This window comes from Streptococcus sp. HF-100, assembly GCF_015594635.1.
Classification (GTDB): Bacteria; Bacillota; Bacilli; order Lactobacillales; family Streptococcaceae; genus Streptococcus; species Streptococcus vaginalis.
In genome coordinates, this window is record NZ_JADNQV010000001.1 from 154,508 (window position 1) to 177,041 (window position 22,534).

A 22,534-nucleotide genomic window follows, 5' to 3' on the forward strand; every position below is an offset into this window, starting at 1 on the left:
ATATTCAGCTCAGTTATGAATATAGCTCTTGTTTTTTATTTTTTAATACTGTCAATATGTTCTAACAAATATAACAGAAATTGAGGAATCGTCTCCAACATATCCTTTTCATAGACGCGTTCTGTTAACTGATGTAAATCTTTTCCCCAGGGTCCTAGATTGATGCCAGGAACATTGATGTCCTGAATTTTCTCAAAATCAATCGAATATAAATGTTCAGGAACAGCCATACTCTCGATAATTTTTTGATACTCTTCAACAGATTTTTCTAAGGCACAGTAACTAATGTCACAGATTCCCATAAAGAATTCTTCAACTTTTAAACGACTAGCTCCTTGTTCAACCAAGTAATCCCTATAAAACGCAATGAGTTTTTCAATATCAACCACGCTATTTTTCAGATGCCGACAATTCATAGAAGGATAATAAGGCGGCGCAATAGCCAGCACAACAAATGCTTCCTTTTTATCATAGAAATCTAACACCTTTTGAACAGTTGCAATGGTTATTTCTTGATAGCTTGAACCCGCTTGAAATGCTTCATGAGCAGATTGGTTTGCCTTGTGCATAAATTCTTCAAATCCAGCCTTCTTTTGACATAACTGGATTAATTCTTCATAAGTCAATACATGAGGTTTTGTGACTTTTTTATCCTCTTTATAAATCACCTGCAAAGCCTGATAACGCTCATAAAACTCATCAACGGCTTCTTGGCAGAGTTGTTGAATCGTCGTCATCAGCTCTTTCGGACTTTTATCCAAATAAAGAACACTAAAATAACCTGCTGCTCTTAAAACCGTGGACACATCATAATTTTCCTTCAAATCACGCATGTAAGACCACGAAGGCAAAGGAGCCTGCTCTCCATAAATCGAATCCGACAAGCGGGGATTAAGGTCAATTTTTTCCACTACTTTTGCGAGGAGTGAAACAGCATTGATACCCTTGAGAGGTTCTTTCATGTGGGAAAGAATACCCTGCGTAACCACGACAGGCATCATTTTCCCAACTGTTCCAACATGCAATACTTTTTCTTGAACAGAATTGCTTTCAAATGGTTCTGAATCAATCGCCAAGATATAATTCAGATGAAATTTCTTTTTCAGATCAGCAAGCAAACCTACCGCAGCTCGCATTCCCTGAGAATAGGATTCCTCATCTCCAACTGATAAATAAAGAAGATTCACTTCTCCTTCTGCTTTGCTCGCATATTCTGCTACTACTCCCAATTGCAAAGCCAACGCTGCTTTCATATCACATGACCCGCGGCCAAACTGCCATTCGTTAGAAGTTATATCTTCTAACACATCTTGACCCAGTGAAGCACTTGCTAAAGCCTTTTTCAAAGCAACATTATCAAAAGCAAATTCCTTTAAATTTCCAAAATCCTCAATATCCACCGTATCATGGTGATGAAACAAAATCACTGTATCTGCACAATGACCTTTTACCAAAGCCCAATTAACACTACGCTGGTAAATATCATCCGGAATCTGATAGGTGCCAAAATAATCTGAATGCTCCTGAAAATACGGCAAACCGCCAATATAGTGATTGAGAAAATTTTCAATATTTCTTTCTGAACTCGTATGCGTGAAACTCTCAATCGCCATGCTCTTATCAAAAATATCTTGAATCCTATTTTTCATCAATGGCTCCTTCAACTTTTTATAAAAATAGCTCGCTAGCCTTATTATATACCTCAACAATCATCGTTTCAATCTATTTTTCATCCTTTGACTCTATAAAATTTACGCAAACGTTTGCGCTGTGGAGATTATTTTGCTAAAATAGTAGCCATCAAGACAAGAAAGAGGTATCTCGTATGAAAAATCAAACATTGATGCAATATTTTGAATGGTATCTACCAAATGACGGACAACATTGGAATCGCTTGGCAACAGACGCTCCACATCTAGCTTCTAAAGGCATTCGCAAGGTTTGGATGCCACCTGCTTTCAAAGCCACTAGTTCCAACGATGTCGGCTATGGCATTTATGACTTATTTGACTTGGGCGAATTTGACCAAAAAGGAACGGTTCGGACAAAGTATGGCTTTAAGGAAGACTATTTGAACGCAATCAAGGCACTCAAAGAAAATGGAATTGAACCCATTGCAGATGTCGTTTTAAATCACAAGGCGGCAGCGGATTACAAAGAGAGATTTACTGTTATTGAAGTTGACCCAAATGATCGTACAGTCGCCCTCTCTGAGCCTTTTGAAATAAAAGGCTGGACCAAGTTCACATTCCCCGGTCGCCATAAAAAATACAATGATTTTGAATGGCATTGGTACCACTTTACAGGGACGGATTATGATGCTAAGCGAAATAAATCAGGGATTTACCTCATTCAAGGGGACAACAAAGGTTGGGCTGACGATGATTTAGTGGACAATGAAAATGGAAATTTCGACTATCTCATGTACGCTGACCTTGATTTTAAGCACCCAGAAGTCATTCAAAACCTTTATGATTGGGCAGATTGGTTTATCGAAACGACCGGCATTCATGGCTTTAGACTGGACGCTATCAAGCATATCGATTCTTTCTTTATGGGAAATTTTATCCGCGACATTATGGCGAAGTACGGAGAAGATTTCTATGTCTTTGGAGAGTTTTGGAATGGTGATGAAACTGCAAATAACGATTATTTAGGAAGTATTGACTACCGTTTTGATCTCGTAGATGTCAAACTGCACCACAACTTATTTGATGCTAGCCACGCTGGGGCGGACTATGATTTGCGAAATATTTTTGAGCAAACGCTTGTCAAAAATCACCCTAAATCGGCTGTTACTTTTGTCGATAATCATGACACACAACGTGGACAAGCGCTGGAATCAACTGTTGAAGAATGGTTTAAACCTGCTGCTTACGCTCTCATTTTGTTGCGTGAAGCAGGTCTGCCTTGCGTTTTCTATGGAGATTACTATGGTATCAACGGCGAGTTCGCTCAACAAAGTTTCCAAGAAGTCCTAGATAAACTGTTAGACATTCGGCTCAACTTAGCCTATGGTGAACAGACTGATTATTTTGATGACGAGCATTGTATCGCTTGGACTCGTTCAGGAAAAGACAACGAACAACCAATTGCTGTTATCATAAGTAACGACCAAGCAAATTCAAAACGCATGTATGTTGGTGAAAATTGGGCTGGTAAGGAATTCAAAGATTGCTTGGGAAATTGCTCAGAAAGCGTAACAATTGAGAACGCCGGCTGGGCAGATTTCCCAGTTGCAGAAAAATCGGTTAGTGTCTGGTCTGCACAATAAAATAAGGAATACAGATAGAACCAAACCACAAATCACTTTCTATTCTATGACAGAGACAAGAGGAAAACTTAAACTCATTCTCTTTGTTGATTAGGGTAACGAAGCAAACCAAAAGCTGGGAGTCCCGTTCGCCCGGCTGACAGTATAAACTAAAACTCAGGCAGTCCGTCCGCTCGGCTGACAGTATAAACTAAAACTTAGGCAGTCCGTCCGCCAGGATGACAGTATAAACTAAAACTCAGGCGACTCGTCCGCCCAGCTGACAGCATAAACCAAAAGTCAGACAACTCATCCGCCCGGCAGACGGAAGTAAGAAAAAATGATGTTGACATTCCCCAGCCTCAACCATTCAACTCTGCTTTTAAACAAGATAAAAACACGAACAGATCAAGATAGCTAACAACTAATCCTGACTTTGTTCGTGTTTTTTCTCATCTTCCGAAACAACCTTCCCTATGAATACAGGTTATTCCTGACTTATTTTTTCTTTCTATTGTCCGTTCTAATGGCAATCTTCACCTCAAAAATGGTTCCTTTCGGCTTATTATCTTTCACCGTAATAGTTCCTTTAAGGGCTTCTGTGATTTGCTTTGCAAGCGACAAGCCTAGACCAAAACCACCTGTCTGCCGAGTTCGTGCTTTATCAACACGGTAAAAACGGTCAAAAATCTTTTTCTTATCTGCCGTACTAATCCCCGGACCATTATCTGAAACCTTTAAAAACAAATTTCGATCATTTGCAGAGATTGTCAATTCAATCACACCGTCTTCATCTGTATATTTCAGAGCATTGTCAAACAGAATCGTCATTAATTGCTTCAGCAAGGTCTTGTCTGTTTTAATCATGCGGTGAATCCTATTGTCAAATCGGAAAGTTTTCCCATTTTCTGCGGCAACCATTTCATAGTTGGTAAAGGTCGTATTAAAGAAATTTGGCTCGACATCGCCAATTTCTGGTTTAATCCCGTCGTCACGCCGTGCTAAATTAAGTAAGTTCGTTGTCAACATTTTCATGTTTCGCACTTCATCTAAACTAGAAGCGATGCTTTCACTCGATTCCATAATGGTGGCTTCTGGTTTTCTAAACAAAGTCTCCAAACGATTTTGTAAAACAGCTAGAGGCGTGCGCAACTCATGACTGGCATTTTCAACAAAGCTCTTTTGCTTTTGAATACTCTCCAACAAAGGTTTAACACTAACCCGAGCCAGATAGACACTGGCAATCAAGGAAATTCCCCAGAAACTAATCATCACAACTACAATCAGCTGCTCATGATTTTGACTAGTTTGTTCCAACTGACTGATATTGATAAAGACCGCTGCATATTTGACATTGGTTTCCAAATTTGGGATTTTCACTTCAAATAAAATCATCCGATAGGTTTCTTGTCGACCATAATTGCTTTTAACCTGGACTTGCCGAATGCGATCCAATTGCTTGCTATTAAAGGAAAGTTTATTAAGTCCCAGAAAATTATTGCTTGTAATGATTGGCTTATAATTCTTATCAAATAAAATAACTTCCGTATTGGCACTGACATTTGGTTTATCAGTAAGCTCTTTGTCACCCGTATCGGTTTTAGGCTCTCCGTTGTCTGACTTCTGTTCCATCCCCACTCTCCGAGCGAGTGCCAAATTGATGACAGAAGCAGAATCCTGACTGAGACTTTTCAAGTTATTATCAACCGTTGTATAAAGGCTTGAGCGCATCACCTGAATGATAATCAAAGTCATGGCTGAGAAAATGAGAGTAAAAATACCAAAATTGCGAATGAAATAAGAAAAATCATCCGCATACCATGTTTTTTTTAGTTTATTCAGCATCTTTTAAAATATATCCGACACTACGAAGCGTTTGAAGATTGTTCGCAAAGGTCGTCCCTTTCAATTTTTTCCGGATTTTTGAGACATAAACTTCTACAACTGAAATCGTTGTATCACTATCAAATCCCCACAAGCGATCGAAAATCTGTGTCTTAGGCAAAATAACATTTTGATTCTGCAAGAAATATACTAATAAATCAAATTCTTTTCCGAGTAACTCTACTTCATTTCCATCTACAAGTGTAGTGTTCGTTGACAAATTAATGGTTACATCGCCATAAGAAAGAGTATTTTCATTAAACTTGCCCGATCGTTTCAAAAGAGCTTGAATCCGCATTTTTAACTCTTCCAAATAAAATGGTTTGGTCAAATAATCGTCAGCTCCCAGTTCAAAACCATGTCCTTTATCATTCAAACTTTCTTTGGCTGTCATAATCAAAACAGGTGTGGTAACGCCTTTTTCACGCAATTCTTTCAATACTTGGAAACCGTCTTTTTCTGGCAACATCAAATCAAGCAAGATAAGGTCGTACACGCCACTCTCAGCCTCGTACAATCCTTCCTCACCGTCAAAAACTTGCATGACATCTGCAAAATCATCCAAAAAATCAAATACTGAATTAGATAGACCGAGGTCGTCTTCCACTAATAGAATCTTAATCATATGCTTTTCCTTCTAAAATACGAGTTTGGGACAAAAGTCTCCAGTTTCAAAATTCGTTATGCACTAAACTAACGATGCAGTAGCTGATTGCTCAAAACAGTACTTTGAGGCTTAATGGGATAAGGCCACGAACTAAAAAACATTTTGAATGTTCAGTTCTGCCCGCTCCCTTCATCGTGAACTATAAGTAATGCTTTCGCATTGTCTTGCCAAAAATCAATCTACTGACTTTCTATTATTCTGATTCTATTATATCATGACTTTCTCTGAAATATTAAGAATTTGTTGTATTTGAATCATTATTTTCTGTCGTGCTACTATTCTTATCTGATTTGGTTGAACCGTCAGCATTTGATGGAGCTTTTTTCTTTGAGTTATTACTGTTTCCTGAGCCATTTTGGCTATTACTATTGTCACTTTGGTTGCCATTTTGTTGGGGTGGCATTCCATTTGGACCGCCTTGATTATTTCCGTTCTGTCCATCTGGGGGCATTCCCGGACCACCTTGATTTGGCTGCGAATTTCCCTGTTGTTGATTGTTTTGTGCCTGAGTTGTTGTGCTTGTCTGTACTTTTGCCTGCTGATTGAATGCATTTGTCGTTAAAGAGCCAATGCCTAGCCCCCCGAGAATACCAACAGCGAGTGACCCGCTCGCTACAACAGTCATCCACCATTTGGTACTTTTTTCAACCATGATCATCTTCTCTTTCTTACTTGTGTTCTCTTGTTTCATTTTTGTCAAATTCCTTCTTTCTATTTTTAAGCGATCAGAGATTGCATTCCAAAGAGTATTGCCACAATAACTCCTTTGATGCCAAGATTTATCAGACAAACAAATTTAACTTTGAGTTTCTCATCTCATCACGTCCTTTCTTTTGAATGGATCTATCATATCTACTTTTTCTTAAAAGTGACTGAATTTTTTCTTAAAAGAAACTAAAATAAAGACAGAAAATAGTAAAATGACACACAAAATATAAAAAAACTAAATCAGATTGTTCCAATTTAGTTTAGAAGATTATCTCATAAAATTTGTCCTAGAAAAAGTTTCTTTTCTCAAAAGAGTGACCTAATTTCCATTTTATCTTCAAGCAATGCTGCTATTTCTTTCGGTTTTTCCATATACAATGAATGACTACAGCTAGTCATTTCTATGAGGTTTAGAAAGTTCGGGATGGTCTGTATAGCCCTCTTTTTCCAAATTGGTGTTTCCTTGTTTATTTCTGGAATGAACAAAATTACATTTTTATTTTTCAAAAAGGACAAATTTCTAAAAGCTTGCCGTCTTATTGTCAATAAATGAGTCATTAACTTTTCAGATAAGCTTAAATGCCAATGTTTTTGAACTTTATCAAAAACAAAACTTTCTTTTGCCGCCCTCTCCAAATTTTCTGACCATACAGCAGAGCTTTGTTTTTCAGTTATAGCAGCTTTCTTTAGGCTCTCATAAACATTCGTTTGAAGATAATTCAGAGAATCTTCAATTTCTACATTCAAAGGGCAAATTTTATCCATATTAATGTATCCACCATCTAATAAGACGAGATGCGTAATTTTATCATAGACACTTGTTAGATAAACTGCTAAATCTGCTCCCAAAGAATGGGCTATTAACAGAATATCGTCATCCATATCAACTTGTGCCATAAACCAATCTTTCAACGCCTGTAATGAAATCAGTTGCTCTTCCAACCTAGAATCATAAATATCTAGATAAGTAACTGGAAAAGACAGTGCATTAAAAAAGTCCTGGGGATAATAGCAATTGCAGCCTAGTCCTCCAATAAAATAAGCCTTCATATTCTTATCCTTTCAGTCAGATGTTTCCAAAACAAAGTTTACTTTTATATTTTATTGAGAATAACAAGCAAATATTGAACTCAAAAAACACAAAAGCCCTTCAACAATAAGGACTTTTGAGGGCACATTATGTCCCCTGCCGGAATCGAACCAGCAACTACTCCTTAGGAGGGAGTTGTTATATCCATTGAACTAAGGGGACTAGAGAAAAACTCTGCCGACAGACAGAGTTATTTCTACATTAACGGCGAATTTCTTTAATACGCGCAGCTTTACCTTGTAATGCACGAAGGTAATACAATTTCGCACGACGTACTTTACCGTAACGTACTACTTCAATCTTTTCAACACGTGGTGTGTGAAGTGGGAAGATACGTTCAACACCTACACCGTTAGAAATTTTACGAACAGTATAGTTTTCTGAAATACCTGCACCCTTACGAGCGATAACCACACCCTCGAAAATTTGGATACGTTCGCGATTTCCTTCGACAACTTTCGCATGAACACGAACAGTATCACCAGGACGGAACGCAGGAATATCAGTACGAAGTTGACCTTCAGTCAAACTTTGGATTAATGGATTCATTTTTCTTCTCCTATCTTACTAATCTTACGATTCAAGACCACAGCGGATTAGTCGTTTTCTAGTGCTTCCATTACGCACTAACTAATATCATAACAAATTTTATAAAAATTGTAAATGCCTTATTTGAATTATTTTTCTTTTTGGAAGGGTTATTGAAGAACTAAAGAAGCCGCTCCAATGACACCTGCATCATTTCCAAGCGTTGCAAGTGCCAGTTTTGTCGAAGTACGCACTTGTGGGAAAGAATTTTCTTCATAGACCTTACGAACACCGTCTAGTAAAAATTCACCTGCTGCAGAGACGCCACCACCGATGACAATCGTTGACGGATTTAAGATAGATCCAATGTTGGCACAAGCAATACCAAGATAACGTGCAAAATTGCGATAAACAATGAGAGCTAATTCATCACCAGCTTTAGCCAAATCAAAGACAATTTTTGCATTAACGTCTTCGCCATTATCAATCAGTTTTTTCAGCTCTGCATCACCAGCATATTCATCAGCGTAGCGACGCGTTAAATTAACAATACCTGTTGCAGAAGCTACGGTTTCTAAGCAACCTTTTTTACCACAAGTACAGAGAATCGGCTGATCAAAATCAACTGTGATATGCCCCAATTCTCCGGCTGCTCCAGCTACCCCATGCAGTAATTTTCCTTCCGCAACAATACCACCACCGACACCTGTTCCAAGTGTCATAAAGACAACATCTGGTTGGTTTTCACCAGCACCTTTCCAACGTTCACCAAGAGCAGCTACATTTGCGTCATTATCAATAAAGAAAGGAATGCCAGTCGCTTTCTCAATTTTTTCTTTTACGGGTTGAAGAGTTTTCCAGTTGAGATTGTAAGCACCGATAACCGTTCCCTTTTCACGATCCACAACACCAGGCGATCCCATGCCAATTCCAATGAAATCTTCAGCTGAAAGGTTTAATAACTGCAAGCGATGGTTAATCGATTCAATCATATCATCAACAATATGACTGCCTTCATCTAAAATATTTGTCTTAATAGACCATTTTTCTTGAACTTCTCCTTCTTGGGTCAGAATCGCAAACTTCACCGACGTACCACCTAGGTCAATCCCAATAATTTTTTTAGACATGCTACTCTCCTCTAATAACTTTTTTTCATTCTCATTATATCAGATTTTTTACGAATTGAAAAGGTTTGCATAGAACTTAATATCATGACAAAAAGAATACCGCTCTAAATTGCTTCTGTCATAAAGCTACGACTTTCTAAGACCTTTAGCATTGCATTAGCTGTATCAAGTGCTGTAAATAGCGGCACTCCATGCTCAATGGCTGATTGACGGATAGCCTGACCGTGTTCATCTGCTGTTCGTTTTGTTCCGACTGTATTGATAATCGCCTGAACCTTACCTTTGCGAATAAAGGCTGGAATATCATTATGATCATCTGTACCAATTTTTTCAACCAATTGCGTCAAAACACCATTTTCTTCAAAGAATTTCGCTGTGCCTTGTGTTGCTAGAATGCTATATCCGATCGCTGCAAAACGCTTCGCTAATGTGAGGGCTTCTTCCTTATTTTCATCTGCAATCGTAAAGACAACATTGCCAAAGTTTGGAAGATGTAGATAAGAAGCTTCAAAAGCCTTGTATAAAGCTTTTTCAAGAGTTGCATCTGTTCCCATAACCTCACCTGTCGATTTCATTTCAGGACCAAGAAGGCTATCTACCTTGGCTAACTTGGTAAAGGAAAAAACTGGCGCTTTTACATGTACTTGTTTGCTTTCTGGATAAAGACCGTCTTCATACCCTAGCTCCGCCAAAGTTTGACCTAAAATCAGTTGAGTTGCCACCTGTGCCATAGGAATATTTGTCACTTTCGACAAGAATGGCACCGTCCGGCTAGCACGAGGATTGACCTCAATGACATAAACCTTCTCATCTTTGATGACAAACTGAATGTTCATCATACCGATACAGTGAAGTCCGATAGCCAATTTCTTAGTATAATCGGCGATAGTCTGCTGCACTTGAGCAGATAAGGTTTGCGGAGGATAAACAGCCATAGAATCACCTGAGTGAACTCCAGCCCGTTCAATATGCTCCATAATCCCTGGAATCAAGACCTGACGACCGTCTGAAATAGCATCTACCTCACATTCCTTACCGACAATGTAAGAGTCCACCAACACCGGATGATCAGGGCTAGCCTTGACAGCAGTTCGCATATAAGAACGAAGATCTGCTTCATTCTCGACAATCTCCATAGCCCGACCACCCAGAACGTAGGACGGACGAACCAAAACAGGAAAACCAATCTTACGAGCAGCTGCTACCGCTTCTTCTTCATTCGTCGCTGTCTGACCTGGTGGCTGCGGAATATTCAAATCCTTAAGAGCCTGTTCAAACAAATCACGATCTTCTGCACGGTCAAGATCAGCCACTTGAGTACCTAAAATTTTCACACCAGCTTTTGACAATGGTTCAGCTAGATTGATAGCGGTTTGTCCACCAAACTGAACGATAACTCCCTTAGGTTTTTCTAGTTCAATGACATTCATGACATCTTCAAAAGTCAAGGGTTCAAAGTAAAGCTTATCAGAAACCGAAAAATCTGTTGAGACCGTTTCAGGATTACTATTCATAATAATAGCTTCATAGCCCGCTGCTTGAATGGCCTTGACCGAGTGCACGGTCGCATAGTCAAATTCTACTCCTTGACCAATCCGAATAGGTCCAGAACCTAGCACCAGAACAGATTCTTTGTCTGACTTGATTGATTCATTTTCCAAAGCATAAGTAGAATAAAAATATGGTGTGCTTGATTCAAACTCAGCTGCACAGGTGTCAACCATTTTATAGACTGGAAGAATCCGCTCTTCTTTACGAAATTGACGTATTTCTTCTGCTGTCATTTTCCAAAGCCGAGCTAATTTAGTATCTGCAAAGCCGTTTTGCTTAGCCTGTCTAAGCAGATTTGCATCTCCAATATGAGTCATTAACTTCTGCTCTAATTCATGGATGTGAAGTAATTTATCCAGAAAGAACAAATCAATCTTGGTTAGTTTTGCAATTTCTTCGATATCATAGCCACGGCGGATTGCTTCAGATATATAGAAAAGACGATCATCCTGAGCTTTGACGACCTTTTCCAGTAAATCATCATCTGCCACTAGATTTAGTTCTGGCATTTCATTATGATCAACACCAATTTCCAGAGAACGACAGGCTTTGAGCAAACTTTCTTCGATATTACGTCCAATAGCCATGACTTCTCCTGTTGCTTTCATTTGCGTTCCCAGATGACGTTCTCCATGTTCAAATTTATCAAAAGGAAAACGTGGAATTTTAGCCACCACATAATCCAGAGCCGGTTCAAACATGGCATAAGTTGTGCCTGTGACCGGATTGATAACTTCATCTAGCGTCAAGCCAATGGCGATTTTTGCAGCCAATTTAGCAATAGGGTAGCCTGTAGCTTTAGAAGCTAAGGCAGACGAACGAGACACGCGCGGATTGACTTCAATGACATAGTAATTAAAGCTATGTGGATCCAATGCCAATTGAACATTACAGCCGCCTTCGATTTTTAGAGCGCGAATAATTTTCAAGCTAGCATCCCGCAACATTTGATTTTCATAATCCGAAATAGTTTGCGTTGGTGCAAAGACAATGGAATCGCCTGTGTGTACACCTACTGGATCAAAATTTTCCATATTGCAGACCACCAAAGCATTGTCAGCTGCATCGCGCATAACTTCGTACTCAATTTCTTTGAAACCAGCAATAGAGCGCTCAATCAAACACTGAGTCACCGGAGATAATTTCAGCCCATTCTCTGCAATCTCTCGCAATTCCTCCTCATTGGCACACATTCCGCCTCCAGTTCCCCCTAAGGTAAAGGCTGGGCGAACAATGACTGGGTAGCCTATTTTCGCTGCAAAGTCCACTGCTTCTTCAACTGTATTTACAATTTCAGATTCCGGAATAGGCTGTTTCAGCTCTTCCATAAGCTGCTTGAACAAATCACGATCCTCAGCTTGGTCAATAGCCGACAGCTTGGTTCCCAAAAGTTCGACACCCAGTTCATCCAAGATACCTTCTTTAGATAATTCCATTGCCATATTGAGACCTGTTTGCCCACCCAAAGTCGGTAGAAGTGCATCTGGTCGCTCTTTCCGTAAAATTCTTGTGACAAATTCCAGCGTGATTGGCTCAATATAAACCTTATCAGCAATTTCCTTATCTGTCATAATCGTTGCAGGGTTGGAATTAACTAAAACGACCGTGTAGCCCTCTTCTTTCAAAGACAAACAAGCCTGCGTTCCTGCATAATCAAACTCAGCAGCCTGTCCAATGACAATGGGACCAGAGCCAATCACCATAATTTTCTGAATATCTGTACGTTTTGGCATGTTTTTCTCCTATTTCCTAATCCATTGATTACAATGAACTATGCTGTTGTTTAAAAGCATCAATCATTTCCATAAACTCATCAAAGAGATAACTGGCATCATGCGGTCCTGGTGCAGCATCAGGATGAAATTGCACTGAAAAAGCAGGGAAAAATCGATGCCGCACACCTTCAATAGATTTATCGTTGATTTCCTCATGTGTAATCAACAACTCACTCGGAAAATTTTCCGGACTAACAGCATAGCCATGATTTTGGCTGGTGAAATCAATCCGCCCTGTCGCAATCTCTCTGACAGCATGATTAAAACCGCGATGACCGAATTTCATTTTATAAGTCTGCGCTCCATTAGCCTTACAAAAAAGTTGATGTCCCATACAGATACCAAAAAGAGGAATTTTACCTTGAATCCCTCGAATCATGTCTAGCACTTGCGGTACATCATCTGGATTACCTGGACCGTTGGATAACATGACACCGTCAGGGTGAAGGTGGAGAATATCTGCTGCACTTGTGTCATAAGGCACAACCGTCACATTACAATTGCGTGCCGCCAATTCACGAAGAATCGAATGTTTCAATCCAAAATCAACTAACACAATACTAGGACCTGAACCCGGTGCTGGATATGGCGTTTTCGTTGAGACTTGTTTGATATTGTCAGTCGGTAAAACGGTCGCCTTCAACTGATCTTGCAGATGCACCATTTGGTCGCCTACATTGGCTATCGTTGCTTTCATCGTTCCATGCTGCCGAATGATTTTCGTCAATGCCCGCGTATCAATACCAGCAATTCCTGGAATTTTTTTGACTTTTAAAAACTCGTCTAGGGTCATCTGATTACGCCAATTGCTTGCCCTTCGTGCCCATTCATAAACGACCACTCCCTTGCAAGTGGGAGTGATCGATTCATAGTCGTCGCGATTGATTCCATAATTTCCGATTAACGGGTAGGTAAAGGTCAAAATTTGCCCATTGTATGATTGATCTGTAATAGATTCTTGATAACCGGTCATACCTGTATTAAAGACGATTTCTCCAGTCACATCTATATCAGCCCCGAATGCCTCTCCTTCAAATACTGTACCATCTTCCAGAATTAACAAGCGTTTTTCCATTTTCCCCTCCGTTTGTTCTTACAGCAATACCTTAGTGTCTATTGCTCTTTTCGTCCATTTAAAACAGACTCAATAATTGCCATACGGACAAATACACCATTGGTCATTTGCTCTACAATCCGTGATTTTGGAGCTTCTACCAGATGATCTGCAATTTCAACATCGCGATTGACTGGAGCTGGATGCATGATGATGGCTGTATCTTTCAGTCTGTCATATCGTTCCTGAGTTAAGCCATGCAATCTATGATAATTTTCTTTTGAAAAGAGTGAATCGTCAGCATGACGTTCGTGCTGCACGCGCAGAAGCATTAAGACATCCACTTGGTCAACGACTTCATCAAGTGTGACAAATTGCCCATAATCTGCAAATTCTTCACTTCTCCATACTTCTGGACCTGCAAAATAAAGTTCTGCACCCAGACGCTTCAAGATTTGCATATTTGACTTCGCCACTCGCGAATGGTCTAAGTCACCTGCAATCGCAATCTTCAAGCCATCAAAATGCCCAAACTCTTGATAAATGGTCATCAAATCCAGCAAACTTTGACTCGGATGTTGTCCAGAGCCATCACCACCATTCACAATTGAAGTTGTAATCGTTGGACTTTCGACTAATTCCTTGTAATAATCCACTTCTGGATGACGAATGACACAGACATCCACTCCGAGCGCTGACATGGTTAAAATCGTATCATATAAGGTCTCTCCTTTGTTGATAGAGCTGGTCTTTGAATCAAAATCCAACAGGTCACAACCTAGCTTTAATTCCGCTACTTCAAAGGCTTTATGTGTTCGCGTAGAGGGCTCAAAGAAGAGATTAGCGATAATATGCTGTTCATCATAATGAGCTTTTGCTCCATTTTTAAATTCAATGCCACGTTTGATTAAACTTAAGACTTCCTCATTGGTAAGAGTTTCCATAGAGACAACGTTTTTAAGAGCGATTTGATTAGATGACATGGTGTATTTCTCCTTTTATTAGATACAGCGTTTCTTTCAATAAAATTAAGAATTCAAACTAATTTTTAGGTTCAGGCAAGATAAGATAGAGTACAATACCAAGAACGGTTGACAAGGCAACCCCTGAAATTTGCAGACCTGAAAGTTGAAGCGTTAAGCCGCCAATCCCTGCGACTAAGATTACGCTAGCAATCAACAAATTTTTCTTATTGTCAAAGTCCGTTTGTTTTTCAATCAAAATTTTCAATCCACTAGAAGCAATCACTCCAAAGAGTGCAATGGAAATTCCTCCAAGAACGGGACTTGGAATGGATTGCAAGAGGGCAGAAACTTTCCCAACAAAACTCATCACAATCGCAAGCACTGCTGCTCCTGCAATCACATAGACGCTATAGATTTTGTTGAGAGCCATCACACCGATATTTTCACCGTAACTCGTTACTGGTGGCGCACCGAAAATCCCAGCGATAACTTGTGCAAGGCCATCTCCGGCAAGAGTTTTATCTAATCCTGGGTCTTTAAAGAAATCTTTTCCGGTCAAGCTATTCAGTACCATGACATGACCAAAGTGCTCTGTCATAGTTACAAATGCAATTGGAGCCATTGTTAAAATCGCACTTGGATAAAATTTTACATTATAGTCTAAGAAAGGAAGATGCATAGGTGGGACATGGAACCATGAAGCTTGAGAGACTTTTGCAAAGGAAATAATTTCTTCTCCTGTTACCGCTCCAAGAATGAGCGCGAAGACATATCCGACAATCAAGCCTAACAGCACGGGAATAATTCCAACAATCTTTTTACCATAGATATTAAAGAGGATGACTGCAAAGAGAGTGACAATTCCAATGATGAAATAAGTTAAATTGTATTTACCGTCTTTTAGCATGACATCATTTACAGCTGTGCTTGCTAGGCTTAGTCCGATGACCATAATGATTGGTCCTACCACAACTGGCGGCAAAATCTTATCAATCCAAGCATTCCCAACGAACTTCACAATAAGAGCTACAATGAAGTAAACCAAACCACCTGTAATGGCACCTTGAGCGACTGCTGCGATACCGTCTGTTTTCATCAACATTTGCATAGCTGCAATATAAGCGAAACTAGACCCCATATAAGCTGGAACTTTGTACTTAGTAACTGTTAAATGCGCTAATGTTCCAAGACCACTTGAAAACAAGGCAACTGCTGGGTCAATTCCAACCAGAATTGGAACCAAAACCGTCGCTCCAAACATAGCGAACAAATGCTGAAAGGACAATCCTACAAGCAAACCAGGTTTTGGCATATCGTGCACATCATATTTCACATCTTGACTCATTTTCTTATAACTCCTCCGTAATCAAGACACGGTCTTGACCATCCTGTTCTACCATTTCTACAATAATCTCTTCTGTTCGGCTTGTCGGAATATTTTTTCCAACATAATCTGCTCGAATCGGCAACTCACGATGCCCACGGTCTACTAAAACAGCCAAGCTCACGCGTGATGGACGTCCCAAGCTAACTAGATTATCAATAGCAGCACGAATGGTGCGTCCTGTATAGAGGACATCATCTACCAAGATAACTTCGCGGTCTGTAATATCAACAGGAACATGTGTTGTATCTTCTTCCACTTTAAAATCATCGCGGAATGGTTTGGTATCCAACTCACCGATAGGTACATCAATCTTTTCAAGTTGCGCTAATCGTTCTTGAATCCGCTGTGCAATGTAAACACCCCGTGTTTTTATACCAATCAAGACAATCTTGTCTAGCTCTTTGTTGCGCTCAATGATTTCATAAGTGATCCGTGTAATGGCACGTTTCATTGTCAAACCATCGACAACTTCTTTTGTTTTCATGGAAAACCTCCTGCATAAAAAAGATAAAAGAAAAAGTCTCCTTCACAAGGAGACTTCAGAAAATCTAGGTAAGCATAGAGAAACTGCTAACAGCCTCACTGTGCTACACCATCTTATACTTTGACTCCTTGTCTGCCTCACGGGACAGATTTAAAGGATTATTTAATTTTTATAACTATATCACATTTTTTGAAAACATTCAAGAGAAAACCGTAAAGTTTTCACGGAAATTCTCAAATTGATTCCACCTATAATATATAAGTCACATTTCTTTGCATTTTCTACAACTCATTTGCGATTTTATTGATTTTCCTCAAGCGATGATTGACACCACTTTTCGTCAAAGGCTTACTGAGACTTTCTGCCAACTGCTGGATAGAATAATCCGGATGATTGACACGCAGATAAGCTACCTCTTGCAAATCAACTGGCAAACTTTCTAAACCAACTGTATCAATAATCTTGCCAATATTGTGAATGGTCCTCATACTAGCCGTCACCGTTCGAGCAATATTCGCCGTTTCCGCATTATTCGTCCGATTCAGATCATTTCTAGCCTCTCGCAAGACCTTGACCGACTCAAACTCAGTCATCGCTTCCATAGCCCCAATCACAATCAAAAAGTCCATAATGTCCTCAGCTCGCTGCAGATAGGTCACTGAGCCTTTTTTGCGCTCAATTGTCTTGGCATCCAATAAAAATTTTCGCATCAAGGCTGCTAAATCCTCCGCATGGTCAGAATAGACCGACAAGATTTCCAGCTGATATTTCCCAGAATCTGGATCACGCATACTGCCAGTTGACAAAAAAGCTCCCCGCAAATAAGCTCGGCTCGCTTCATCATCTGATAAAATAGCTTGGTCAATGCCTGCTTCAATCCCAAAAAAGGAGTCTGCCAAATGTAAATCGGCTAAAATTTGTTCCACACCTTCGTCTAAAAAAACAGTATAAACACGGTTTTTACGAAGATTCGCTTTTTGATGATGACGAATATCTGATTTGACTTGATAAAAAGCTGCCAACAATTCATAAATGTGACGAGCGATTTTTGCATTTCCTGTCGTAATAGACAATGTTAAGCCTTGACTAGAAATTCCTAAACTGCCTGACATCTTAATGATAGCAGATAATTCTGTTTTATCTTTTTTGCCTAGACCAAGCAGTTCTTCTTTCACTTTAATGGTAAAACTCATTTGCGCACCCGTATAATCTGCATGAGTTCATCTACGACTGATTCACCATCATGAAAGGCTCCGCCATTTTCCAAGCGAAGAAAATTAGACGAAATGACACGAGGAACTTGTTTTTTCAAACCTTTAAAATCATGCTCAACCTGCACCAAATACTCATCAAATTTATTAGAATTCATATACTTTTGAGGAACTTCCTCAATATTCACCAAAACAGTATCAATAAATCGTTTTCCTAAATGTCGATGCAAAACAGCCACGTGGTCACTATCTGTGAAATGCTCAGTTTCACCACGCTGGGTCATAATATTGCAGACATAGGCAATCTCCGCCTTGGTTTCTAAAAGAGCTTGTCCAATTTCTTCAATCATCATATTGGGTAAGATAGAGGTAAACAATGACCCTGGTCCCAAAACAACCATATCACTTTCTAAAATCGTCTCTACCACTTTGCGACTAGCAGTTGGTTTTTGGTCATTATAGGTATTGGTCACATAAACCCGCTCAATCATACCTTGGTGTTCTGCAAGATGACTTTCTCCAGCGACCTCACTTCCGTCTGCAAAAACAGCATGAAGCGTTAAAGGTGTATCACAAGACGGATAAATTTTGCCAGTCGTGTGGAAAAACTTAGTCAGTAGCTGCATAGCATTGTAAGTCGACCCCTGCATTTCGGAAATACCTGCAATAATCAAGTTCCCAAGTGGATGTCCAGCTAAAGCACCATCTTCTTCCGCAAAGCGATATTGAAAAACTTTTTCATAAAAGCGCGGCATGTCCGATAAAGCTACCAAAACATTTCGCAAATCACCAGGTGGTGTTAATTGTTGAATGTTTTTTCGCAATTCCCCCGAACTTCCTCCGTCATCAGCGACCGTCACAATAGCAGCAATGTCTACATCTTTCTTACGTAAACTGTCCAAAATGACCGAAATTCCGGTTCCACCACCAATAACAGCAATCTTCGGTCTCCTCATGAACGATTCACCGTTTCCTTTCTGCGGTCTTTGTCTCGATGTGATGAATGAACGGTCCATTCGCTTGCCAAATCATCTGCTAGACGTTGTGCAAAAGCCACACTTCTGTGTTGACCGCCTGTACAACCAACCGCAATTGTTAAAACAGATTTCCCCTCTTTTTTATAGCCGGGTAAAATCGGTTTGATAAGAGCCACTAAGTGCTGATAAAATTCTTCTGACTCCGTATGATTCATCACATAATCATAAACTGGTTTATCAAGTCCTGTTTGATTGCGAAGTTCTGGTTGGTAATATGGATTTGGTAAAAAACGTACATCAAAAACAAGGTCGGCATCTAGCGGAATACCATATTTAAAGCCAAAACTCACCACTTCAATGCGAAACGATTGGAGTTTCGTTGGATCTGAAAAATGTTCAGAAATGGTTTTACGCAACCCGCGCGGTGTTAATTCGGTCGTGTCTACTACATTTTGACTCATATTTTTCAGCGGTGCAAGTAATTCCCGCTCCAACTTAATCCCGTCTAAAATACGACCGTCTGCTGCTAAGGGGTGGCTACGCCGCGTTTCCTTGTAACGTGCAACTAATTCTGTATCTGCCGCATCTAAAAACAAAATCTTAAAATCAAGTCCAGCGTTACTTTCAATCTCATCCAGAACTTTCTGAATCTCAGAAAAGAAGGAACGACTACGCATATCTACAACCATAGCAATCTTGTCGTTGTCTTGCGTTGTTTCGATTAACTGCAAAAATTTAGGAACCAGCGTGGGGGGCATATTATCAATCGTAAAATAGCCTAAATCTTCAAAAGACTGGATGGCCACGGTCTTTCCCGCTCCACTCATTCCCGTCACGATAACCAAATGAATTTGTTTGTCTGACATATCTCCTCCTTGATAAAACAATCAATTTTCAGTATATTAAAACATTTCCAATTCCTTTTTATTATAACACACCCAGTACAATTCGGATAGTAAAAAAGAGAGAACAAAAGCAATCACTATCTGTACTCTCTCGAATTTATACTACTATGTTTTAATGATTACCAAACCAAAGCGCAATTTCCCGTTTGGCAGACTCTTCAGAATCTGAACCATGAACAACATTTCGAATCGTTTCACCAGCTTCAGCTGCTTGTGCAAAATCTCCGCGAATAGTTCCCGGTAGAGCTTCTTCCGGACGAGTAGCGCCCATCATGTGACGCCAACCTGAAATCACTTGGCTTCCCGATAAAACACCGATAATAACAGGTCCGCTTGTCATATAATCACGGATTGAAGGATAAAAATCTTTCGTTAATAGGGCTTCATAATGCTGATCAATTAACTCATTTGAAATATTGGTTCTCATTTCCAAACGTTCGATTTTATAACCACGTTGTTCTACGCGCTTCAGTACTTCTCCAACCAAGCCACGTTTTACGCCGTCTGGTTTTATAATAAAAAATGTTTGTTCCATGATTGACACGCTCCTCTTTTGTTACCTTTATTTTATCATAAATGAAAGAAAGTTGAAAGTCCTTTCAAAAATCTTCTTTCACAAATGACTTATCAAGGTCAAAGATGTTAAAAACATGAAGATTGTAAAAATCCAGAACCAAACAGAACGAAAAGCTTGCCTATAGGCCCCTGGAAATGAACGATTTTCTTGTACATACATTTTTATGTCTGCTTTGTTTTTAATCAGGAAAATTACTGCGACACTTGCACCGACTAGCAGGATAAATAAGTGTAAGAGACCACCTATATCGTCCGGCAAAAACGAATACAAATAAGTTAAACCATCTCCGATGACCAAGTTATTAAAAACGTGGAAAACCATTGCCCAGAGAATTGAATACTCCAAGGTCACATAAGAGAAGATAATTCCAACAAAAGCTGCAAAAAAGAACTGCGGGATATTTCCATGAAATAAACCAAATATGAGGGAAGACATCAAAATCGCAAAGACTTTTCCATATTTTTCAAATGTTCGTAAGCCTGCCCCGCGAAAAATCAATTCTTCTGAAACAGGACCGAAAAAACCTGCATACAAAAACATCGTTACACTATCTGAGCCCGCGGAAGCTGATTCAATGGCTTTAAATAAGCTAAATCCAAAGATATTCAATGCTGCCTCAAATATTTGATTAAAGAGTACAAAACCTAATTGACCCAGAAGTAAGAATGATAAAACTATTCCAAACGTTTTGGGAGTCATGACCCTTTTCTGCGTTCGTAAATCAGACTTAAATAATTTTCCGTCCCGATACAACCAAAAGATAAATACTCCTGCACAAACAGCAATTAGATAATAGCTGCCATCGCGTGACATAAAACTTTCCGTTGCTTTTTGGATTCTCTCAAGATTTCCGGGATAACGAATCGCTTGAAACAAGGTTACAATCGTCTGATAGATTAAGCTAATCATTGTCATGACGAAGACATAAATCAGACACAAAGCAGAAAATAAACTAACATCTTTTCGCACTTGCTGATTGGCTGACATCATTTTTCCTCCTTCTTCAAATAGATTTTTCGACTCCACAAGTATAACCCCACAGCAAAGCCTTCATAAAGAACAAAAAACAAAAGAAAGGCGTGGAGGAAAAATTCTTCTGGTAATATCCAAATGACAGGATCTTTAGCAGGGTCAAATAACCAAGTATTATCCCCAACAAATAAAATCTGATGAAAGAGAGTAAAAAACGCATCAAAGCCAATCCCCAGCGCCACACCAGCAATTACAATAGGCAACCAAATAATAGCTAAAATCACTTTGGAAAAGACAGATAGGTATCTTTTTTTTATAATGTTTTTTACAAACAAACAAACCGCTGGTAAGGTTACTAGAAAAGCAACTTGCGCCAGATGAAAAAGATATTTCACGACTTGAAAATGGTGCAGACCTGCTGCTGATGAGCGAAAATCAGGCATGGAGAGCTTTTGCTGAAATGGATTGGTTAAGTAATTCATCAAAACATTGAAATTATACTGAATGGTTGCAGATTTGAGGTAAACTTGATTTTCTAAATGCAACCAAGAAATTTCCAAAGGATAAAACAGCCAAGTCAGATAAATGGTCAACAAAATAGCCACTGCTAAAAAGCAGAGCATACTCAGCCAAAAGGTCAGTTTAGTGCGCATCAAAATCCCACTCCGCTAGGCTAGAAAGTACATAATCTGGTTGGATTGACAAGCCTGGCACTTCTTCTGGTTTCGTAAAGCCAGTTGTCACCAGAAGCGTAGGGATACCATTGTCAATCCCAGCCCGAATGTCCGTCAGGTAATTATCCCCAACCATTATCACTTCTTGCCGCGGTAGTCCTAGATGCTCAACCGCCTTTTCCATGATAATTGCATTTGGCTTCCCGATATAAACAGGTTTCACACGAGTTGCTACTTCAATGAGAGTAATAATCGATCCTGCTCCAGGCATGAGACCGCGCTCCGTTGGAATATTAAGATCTGGATTGGTCCCTACGAAATGAGCTCCCTTTTGAATAGCTAACGTAGCAATTGACAATTTTTCATAGTCCACTTCCCAATCCAATCCCACGACTACATAATCTGGATTATCCGTATCTTCAACATAACCAGCTTCTGCAATGGCTTGCTTAAGTCCTACATCACCAATAACGTAGACTTTCTTGCCTAAATTTTTATCATTTAAGTAGTCAACTGTTGCTAAGGTTGCTGTATAAATCGTTTCAATCGGCGTTTCAACATTAAATTGTTCAGCCAACATAGCTTGAACAGTCTCAGGAGTACGTGTCGTATTATTTGTCACAAATAAATATGGAAGGTTGCGACGCTGTAATTCATGGACAAAAGCTTCTCCTGCTGGGATTCGGTCTTTTCCTTTATAAATCGTTCCGTCTAAATCAATTAAATATCCTTTGTAGGTCAT

20 protein-coding genes and 1 tRNA gene are annotated in these 22,534 nt (G+C 39.5%); 1 reads left to right on the forward strand and 20 read right to left on the reverse strand.

Annotated elements, in window-relative coordinates; translation table 11 throughout:
• Positions 1–35: 35 nt before the first annotated feature.
• A complete protein-coding gene (locus IYQ23_RS00760; protein WP_195673796.1) occupies positions 36–1,649 on the reverse strand; it encodes a M20/M25/M40 family metallo-hydrolase in 1,614 nt (537 codons plus the stop codon).
• A 176-nt stretch (positions 1,650–1,825) separates the two neighbouring features.
• Between IYQ23_RS00760 and IYQ23_RS00765 the strand changes: the two genes are divergently transcribed.
• Entirely contained in the window at positions 1,826–3,274 is a 1,449-nt protein-coding gene (locus IYQ23_RS00765; RefSeq protein ID WP_195673797.1) for an alpha-amylase, read from the forward strand.
• A gap of 477 nt (positions 3,275–3,751) precedes the next feature.
• Here IYQ23_RS00765 and IYQ23_RS00770 read toward each other — a convergent pair whose 3' ends face one another.
• From IYQ23_RS00770 to IYQ23_RS00860, 19 genes are all read right to left on the reverse strand, one after another.
• Positions 3,752–5,098 carry a sensor histidine kinase gene (locus IYQ23_RS00770; protein ID WP_003024354.1) on the reverse strand — a complete coding sequence of 449 codons (1,347 nt, stop codon included), beginning with the start codon at positions 5,096–5,098 and terminating at the stop codon, positions 3,752–3,754.
• On the reverse strand, positions 5,088–5,762 hold the full coding sequence (locus tag IYQ23_RS00775) for a response regulator transcription factor (protein ID WP_003036714.1): 675 nt from the start codon (positions 5,760–5,762) through the stop codon (positions 5,088–5,090). Before IYQ23_RS00775 ends, IYQ23_RS00770 begins: the two co-directional genes overlap by 11 nt.
• A 274-nt stretch (positions 5,763–6,036) precedes the next feature.
• On the reverse strand, positions 6,037–6,495 hold the full coding sequence (locus IYQ23_RS00780) for a hypothetical protein (protein WP_195673798.1): 459 nt from the start codon (positions 6,493–6,495) through the stop codon (positions 6,037–6,039).
• 323 nt (positions 6,496–6,818) lie between these two features.
• Complete coding sequence (locus IYQ23_RS00785; RefSeq protein WP_195322993.1) at positions 6,819–7,562, reverse strand: alpha/beta fold hydrolase; 744 nt, start codon at positions 7,560–7,562, stop codon at positions 6,819–6,821.
• A 130-nt stretch (positions 7,563–7,692) separates the two neighbouring features.
• Positions 7,693–7,764: transfer RNA gene (locus IYQ23_RS00790), tRNA-Arg, on the reverse strand.
• 39 nt (positions 7,765–7,803) lie between these two features.
• Positions 7,804–8,151, reverse strand: a complete 348-nt coding sequence (gene rplS, locus IYQ23_RS00795; protein WP_003024326.1) for a 50S ribosomal protein L19 — start codon at positions 8,149–8,151, stop codon at positions 7,804–7,806.
• A 149-nt stretch (positions 8,152–8,300) separates the two neighbouring features.
• The gene (locus tag IYQ23_RS00800; protein ID WP_195673799.1) at positions 8,301–9,260 is read right to left on the reverse strand and encodes an ROK family glucokinase; all 960 of its coding nucleotides are present in this window, start codon (positions 9,258–9,260) and stop codon (positions 8,301–8,303) included.
• Positions 9,261–9,364: 104 nt separating this feature from the next.
• Positions 9,365–12,544: a carbamoyl-phosphate synthase large subunit gene (gene carB, locus IYQ23_RS00805; RefSeq protein ID WP_195673800.1), complete on the reverse strand. Its 3,180-nt coding sequence runs from the start codon at positions 12,542–12,544 to the stop codon at positions 9,365–9,367.
• Between the two features lie 28 nt (positions 12,545–12,572).
• Positions 12,573–13,661, reverse strand: a complete 1,089-nt coding sequence (locus IYQ23_RS00810; protein ID WP_195673801.1) for a carbamoyl phosphate synthase small subunit — start codon at positions 13,659–13,661, stop codon at positions 12,573–12,575.
• A 38-nt stretch (positions 13,662–13,699) separates the two neighbouring features.
• Entirely contained in the window at positions 13,700–14,623 is a 924-nt protein-coding gene (locus IYQ23_RS00815; RefSeq protein WP_195673802.1) for an aspartate carbamoyltransferase catalytic subunit, read from the reverse strand.
• Positions 14,624–14,681: 58 nt separating this feature from the next.
• On the reverse strand, positions 14,682–15,950 hold the full coding sequence (locus IYQ23_RS00820) for a uracil-xanthine permease family protein (protein ID WP_195673803.1): 1,269 nt from the start codon (positions 15,948–15,950) through the stop codon (positions 14,682–14,684).
• Between the two features lie 4 nt (positions 15,951–15,954).
• Positions 15,955–16,476, reverse strand: coding sequence for a bifunctional pyr operon transcriptional regulator/uracil phosphoribosyltransferase PyrR (gene pyrR, locus IYQ23_RS00825; protein ID WP_102573754.1), 522 nt, complete (start codon positions 16,474–16,476; stop codon positions 15,955–15,957).
• A gap of 281 nt (positions 16,477–16,757) precedes the next feature.
• Entirely contained in the window at positions 16,758–17,669 is a 912-nt protein-coding gene (gene whiA, locus IYQ23_RS00830) for a DNA-binding protein WhiA (RefSeq protein ID WP_021001607.1), read from the reverse strand.
• Positions 17,666–18,643, reverse strand: a complete 978-nt coding sequence (locus IYQ23_RS00835) for a YvcK family protein (protein WP_021001606.1) — start codon at positions 18,641–18,643, stop codon at positions 17,666–17,668. Before IYQ23_RS00835 ends, whiA begins: the two co-directional genes overlap by 4 nt.
• On the reverse strand, positions 18,640–19,530 hold the full coding sequence (rapZ, locus tag IYQ23_RS00840; protein WP_003024854.1) for an RNase adapter RapZ: 891 nt from the start codon (positions 19,528–19,530) through the stop codon (positions 18,640–18,642). The genes IYQ23_RS00835 and rapZ overlap by 4 nt, the downstream gene beginning before the upstream one ends.
• 151 nt (positions 19,531–19,681) lie before the next feature.
• Positions 19,682–20,104 (reverse strand): nucleoside-diphosphate kinase, encoded by a 423-nt coding sequence (gene ndk / locus IYQ23_RS00845; protein ID WP_003035659.1) that lies wholly within the window; start codon positions 20,102–20,104, stop codon positions 19,682–19,684.
• Positions 20,105–20,182: 78 nt separating this feature from the next.
• On the reverse strand, positions 20,183–21,133 hold the full coding sequence (locus tag IYQ23_RS00850; RefSeq protein ID WP_195673947.1) for a CPBP family intramembrane glutamic endopeptidase: 951 nt from the start codon (positions 21,131–21,133) through the stop codon (positions 20,183–20,185).
• A complete protein-coding gene (locus IYQ23_RS00855; protein ID WP_195673804.1) occupies positions 21,133–21,771 on the reverse strand; it encodes a TIGR01906 family membrane protein in 639 nt (212 codons plus the stop codon). Before IYQ23_RS00855 ends, IYQ23_RS00850 begins: the two co-directional genes overlap by 1 nt.
• Positions 21,761–22,534 (reverse strand): TIGR01457 family HAD-type hydrolase, encoded by a 774-nt coding sequence (locus tag IYQ23_RS00860; RefSeq protein WP_049517677.1) that lies wholly within the window; start codon positions 22,532–22,534, stop codon positions 21,761–21,763. Before IYQ23_RS00860 ends, IYQ23_RS00855 begins: the two co-directional genes overlap by 11 nt.

Coding starts and splice junctions, on each gene's coding strand:
- IYQ23_RS00760 (WP_195673796.1), bottom strand. CDS start 1,649: ATGAAAAATAGGATTCAAGATATTTTTGATAAGAGCATGGCGATTGAG.
- IYQ23_RS00765 (WP_195673797.1), top strand. CDS start 1,826: ATGAAAAATCAAACATTGATGCAATATTTTGAATGGTATCTACCAAAT.
- IYQ23_RS00780 (WP_195673798.1), bottom strand. CDS start 6,495: ATGAAACAAGAGAACACAAGTAAGAAAGAGAAGATGATCATGGTTGAA.
- IYQ23_RS00815 (WP_195673802.1), bottom strand. CDS start 14,623: ATGTCATCTAATCAAATCGCTCTTAAAAACGTTGTCTCTATGGAAACT.
- carB (WP_195673800.1), bottom strand. CDS start 12,544: ATGCCAAAACGTACAGATATTCAGAAAATTATGGTGATTGGCTCTGGT.
- ndk (WP_003035659.1), bottom strand. CDS start 20,104: ATGGAACAAACATTTTTTATTATAAAACCAGACGGCGTAAAACGTGGC.
- rapZ (WP_003024854.1), bottom strand. CDS start 19,530: ATGTCAGACAAACAAATTCATTTGGTTATCGTGACGGGAATGAGTGGA.
- IYQ23_RS00835 (WP_021001606.1), bottom strand. CDS start 18,643: ATGAGGAGACCGAAGATTGCTGTTATTGGTGGTGGAACCGGAATTTCG.
- IYQ23_RS00785 (WP_195322993.1), bottom strand. CDS start 7,562: ATGAAGGCTTATTTTATTGGAGGACTAGGCTGCAATTGCTATTATCCC.
- IYQ23_RS00855 (WP_195673804.1), bottom strand. CDS start 21,771: ATGCGCACTAAACTGACCTTTTGGCTGAGTATGCTCTGCTTTTTAGCA.
- IYQ23_RS00810 (WP_195673801.1), bottom strand. CDS start 13,661: ATGGAAAAACGCTTGTTAATTCTGGAAGATGGTACAGTATTTGAAGGA.
- IYQ23_RS00800 (WP_195673799.1), bottom strand. CDS start 9,260: ATGTCTAAAAAAATTATTGGGATTGACCTAGGTGGTACGTCGGTGAAG.
- IYQ23_RS00860 (WP_049517677.1), bottom strand. CDS start 22,534: ATGACCTACAAAGGATATTTAATTGATTTAGACGGAACGATTTATAAA.
- IYQ23_RS00770 (WP_003024354.1), bottom strand. CDS start 5,098: ATGCTGAATAAACTAAAAAAAACATGGTATGCGGATGATTTTTCTTAT.
- rplS (WP_003024326.1), bottom strand. CDS start 8,151: ATGAATCCATTAATCCAAAGTTTGACTGAAGGTCAACTTCGTACTGAT.
- IYQ23_RS00775 (WP_003036714.1), bottom strand. CDS start 5,762: ATGATTAAGATTCTATTAGTGGAAGACGACCTCGGTCTATCTAATTCA.
- IYQ23_RS00850 (WP_195673947.1), bottom strand. CDS start 21,133: ATGTCAGCCAATCAGCAAGTGCGAAAAGATGTTAGTTTATTTTCTGCT.
- whiA (WP_021001607.1), bottom strand. CDS start 17,669: ATGAGTTTTACCATTAAAGTGAAAGAAGAACTGCTTGGTCTAGGCAAA.
- IYQ23_RS00820 (WP_195673803.1), bottom strand. CDS start 15,950: ATGAGTCAAGATGTGAAATATGATGTGCACGATATGCCAAAACCTGGT.
- pyrR (WP_102573754.1), bottom strand. CDS start 16,476: ATGAAAACAAAAGAAGTTGTCGATGGTTTGACAATGAAACGTGCCATT.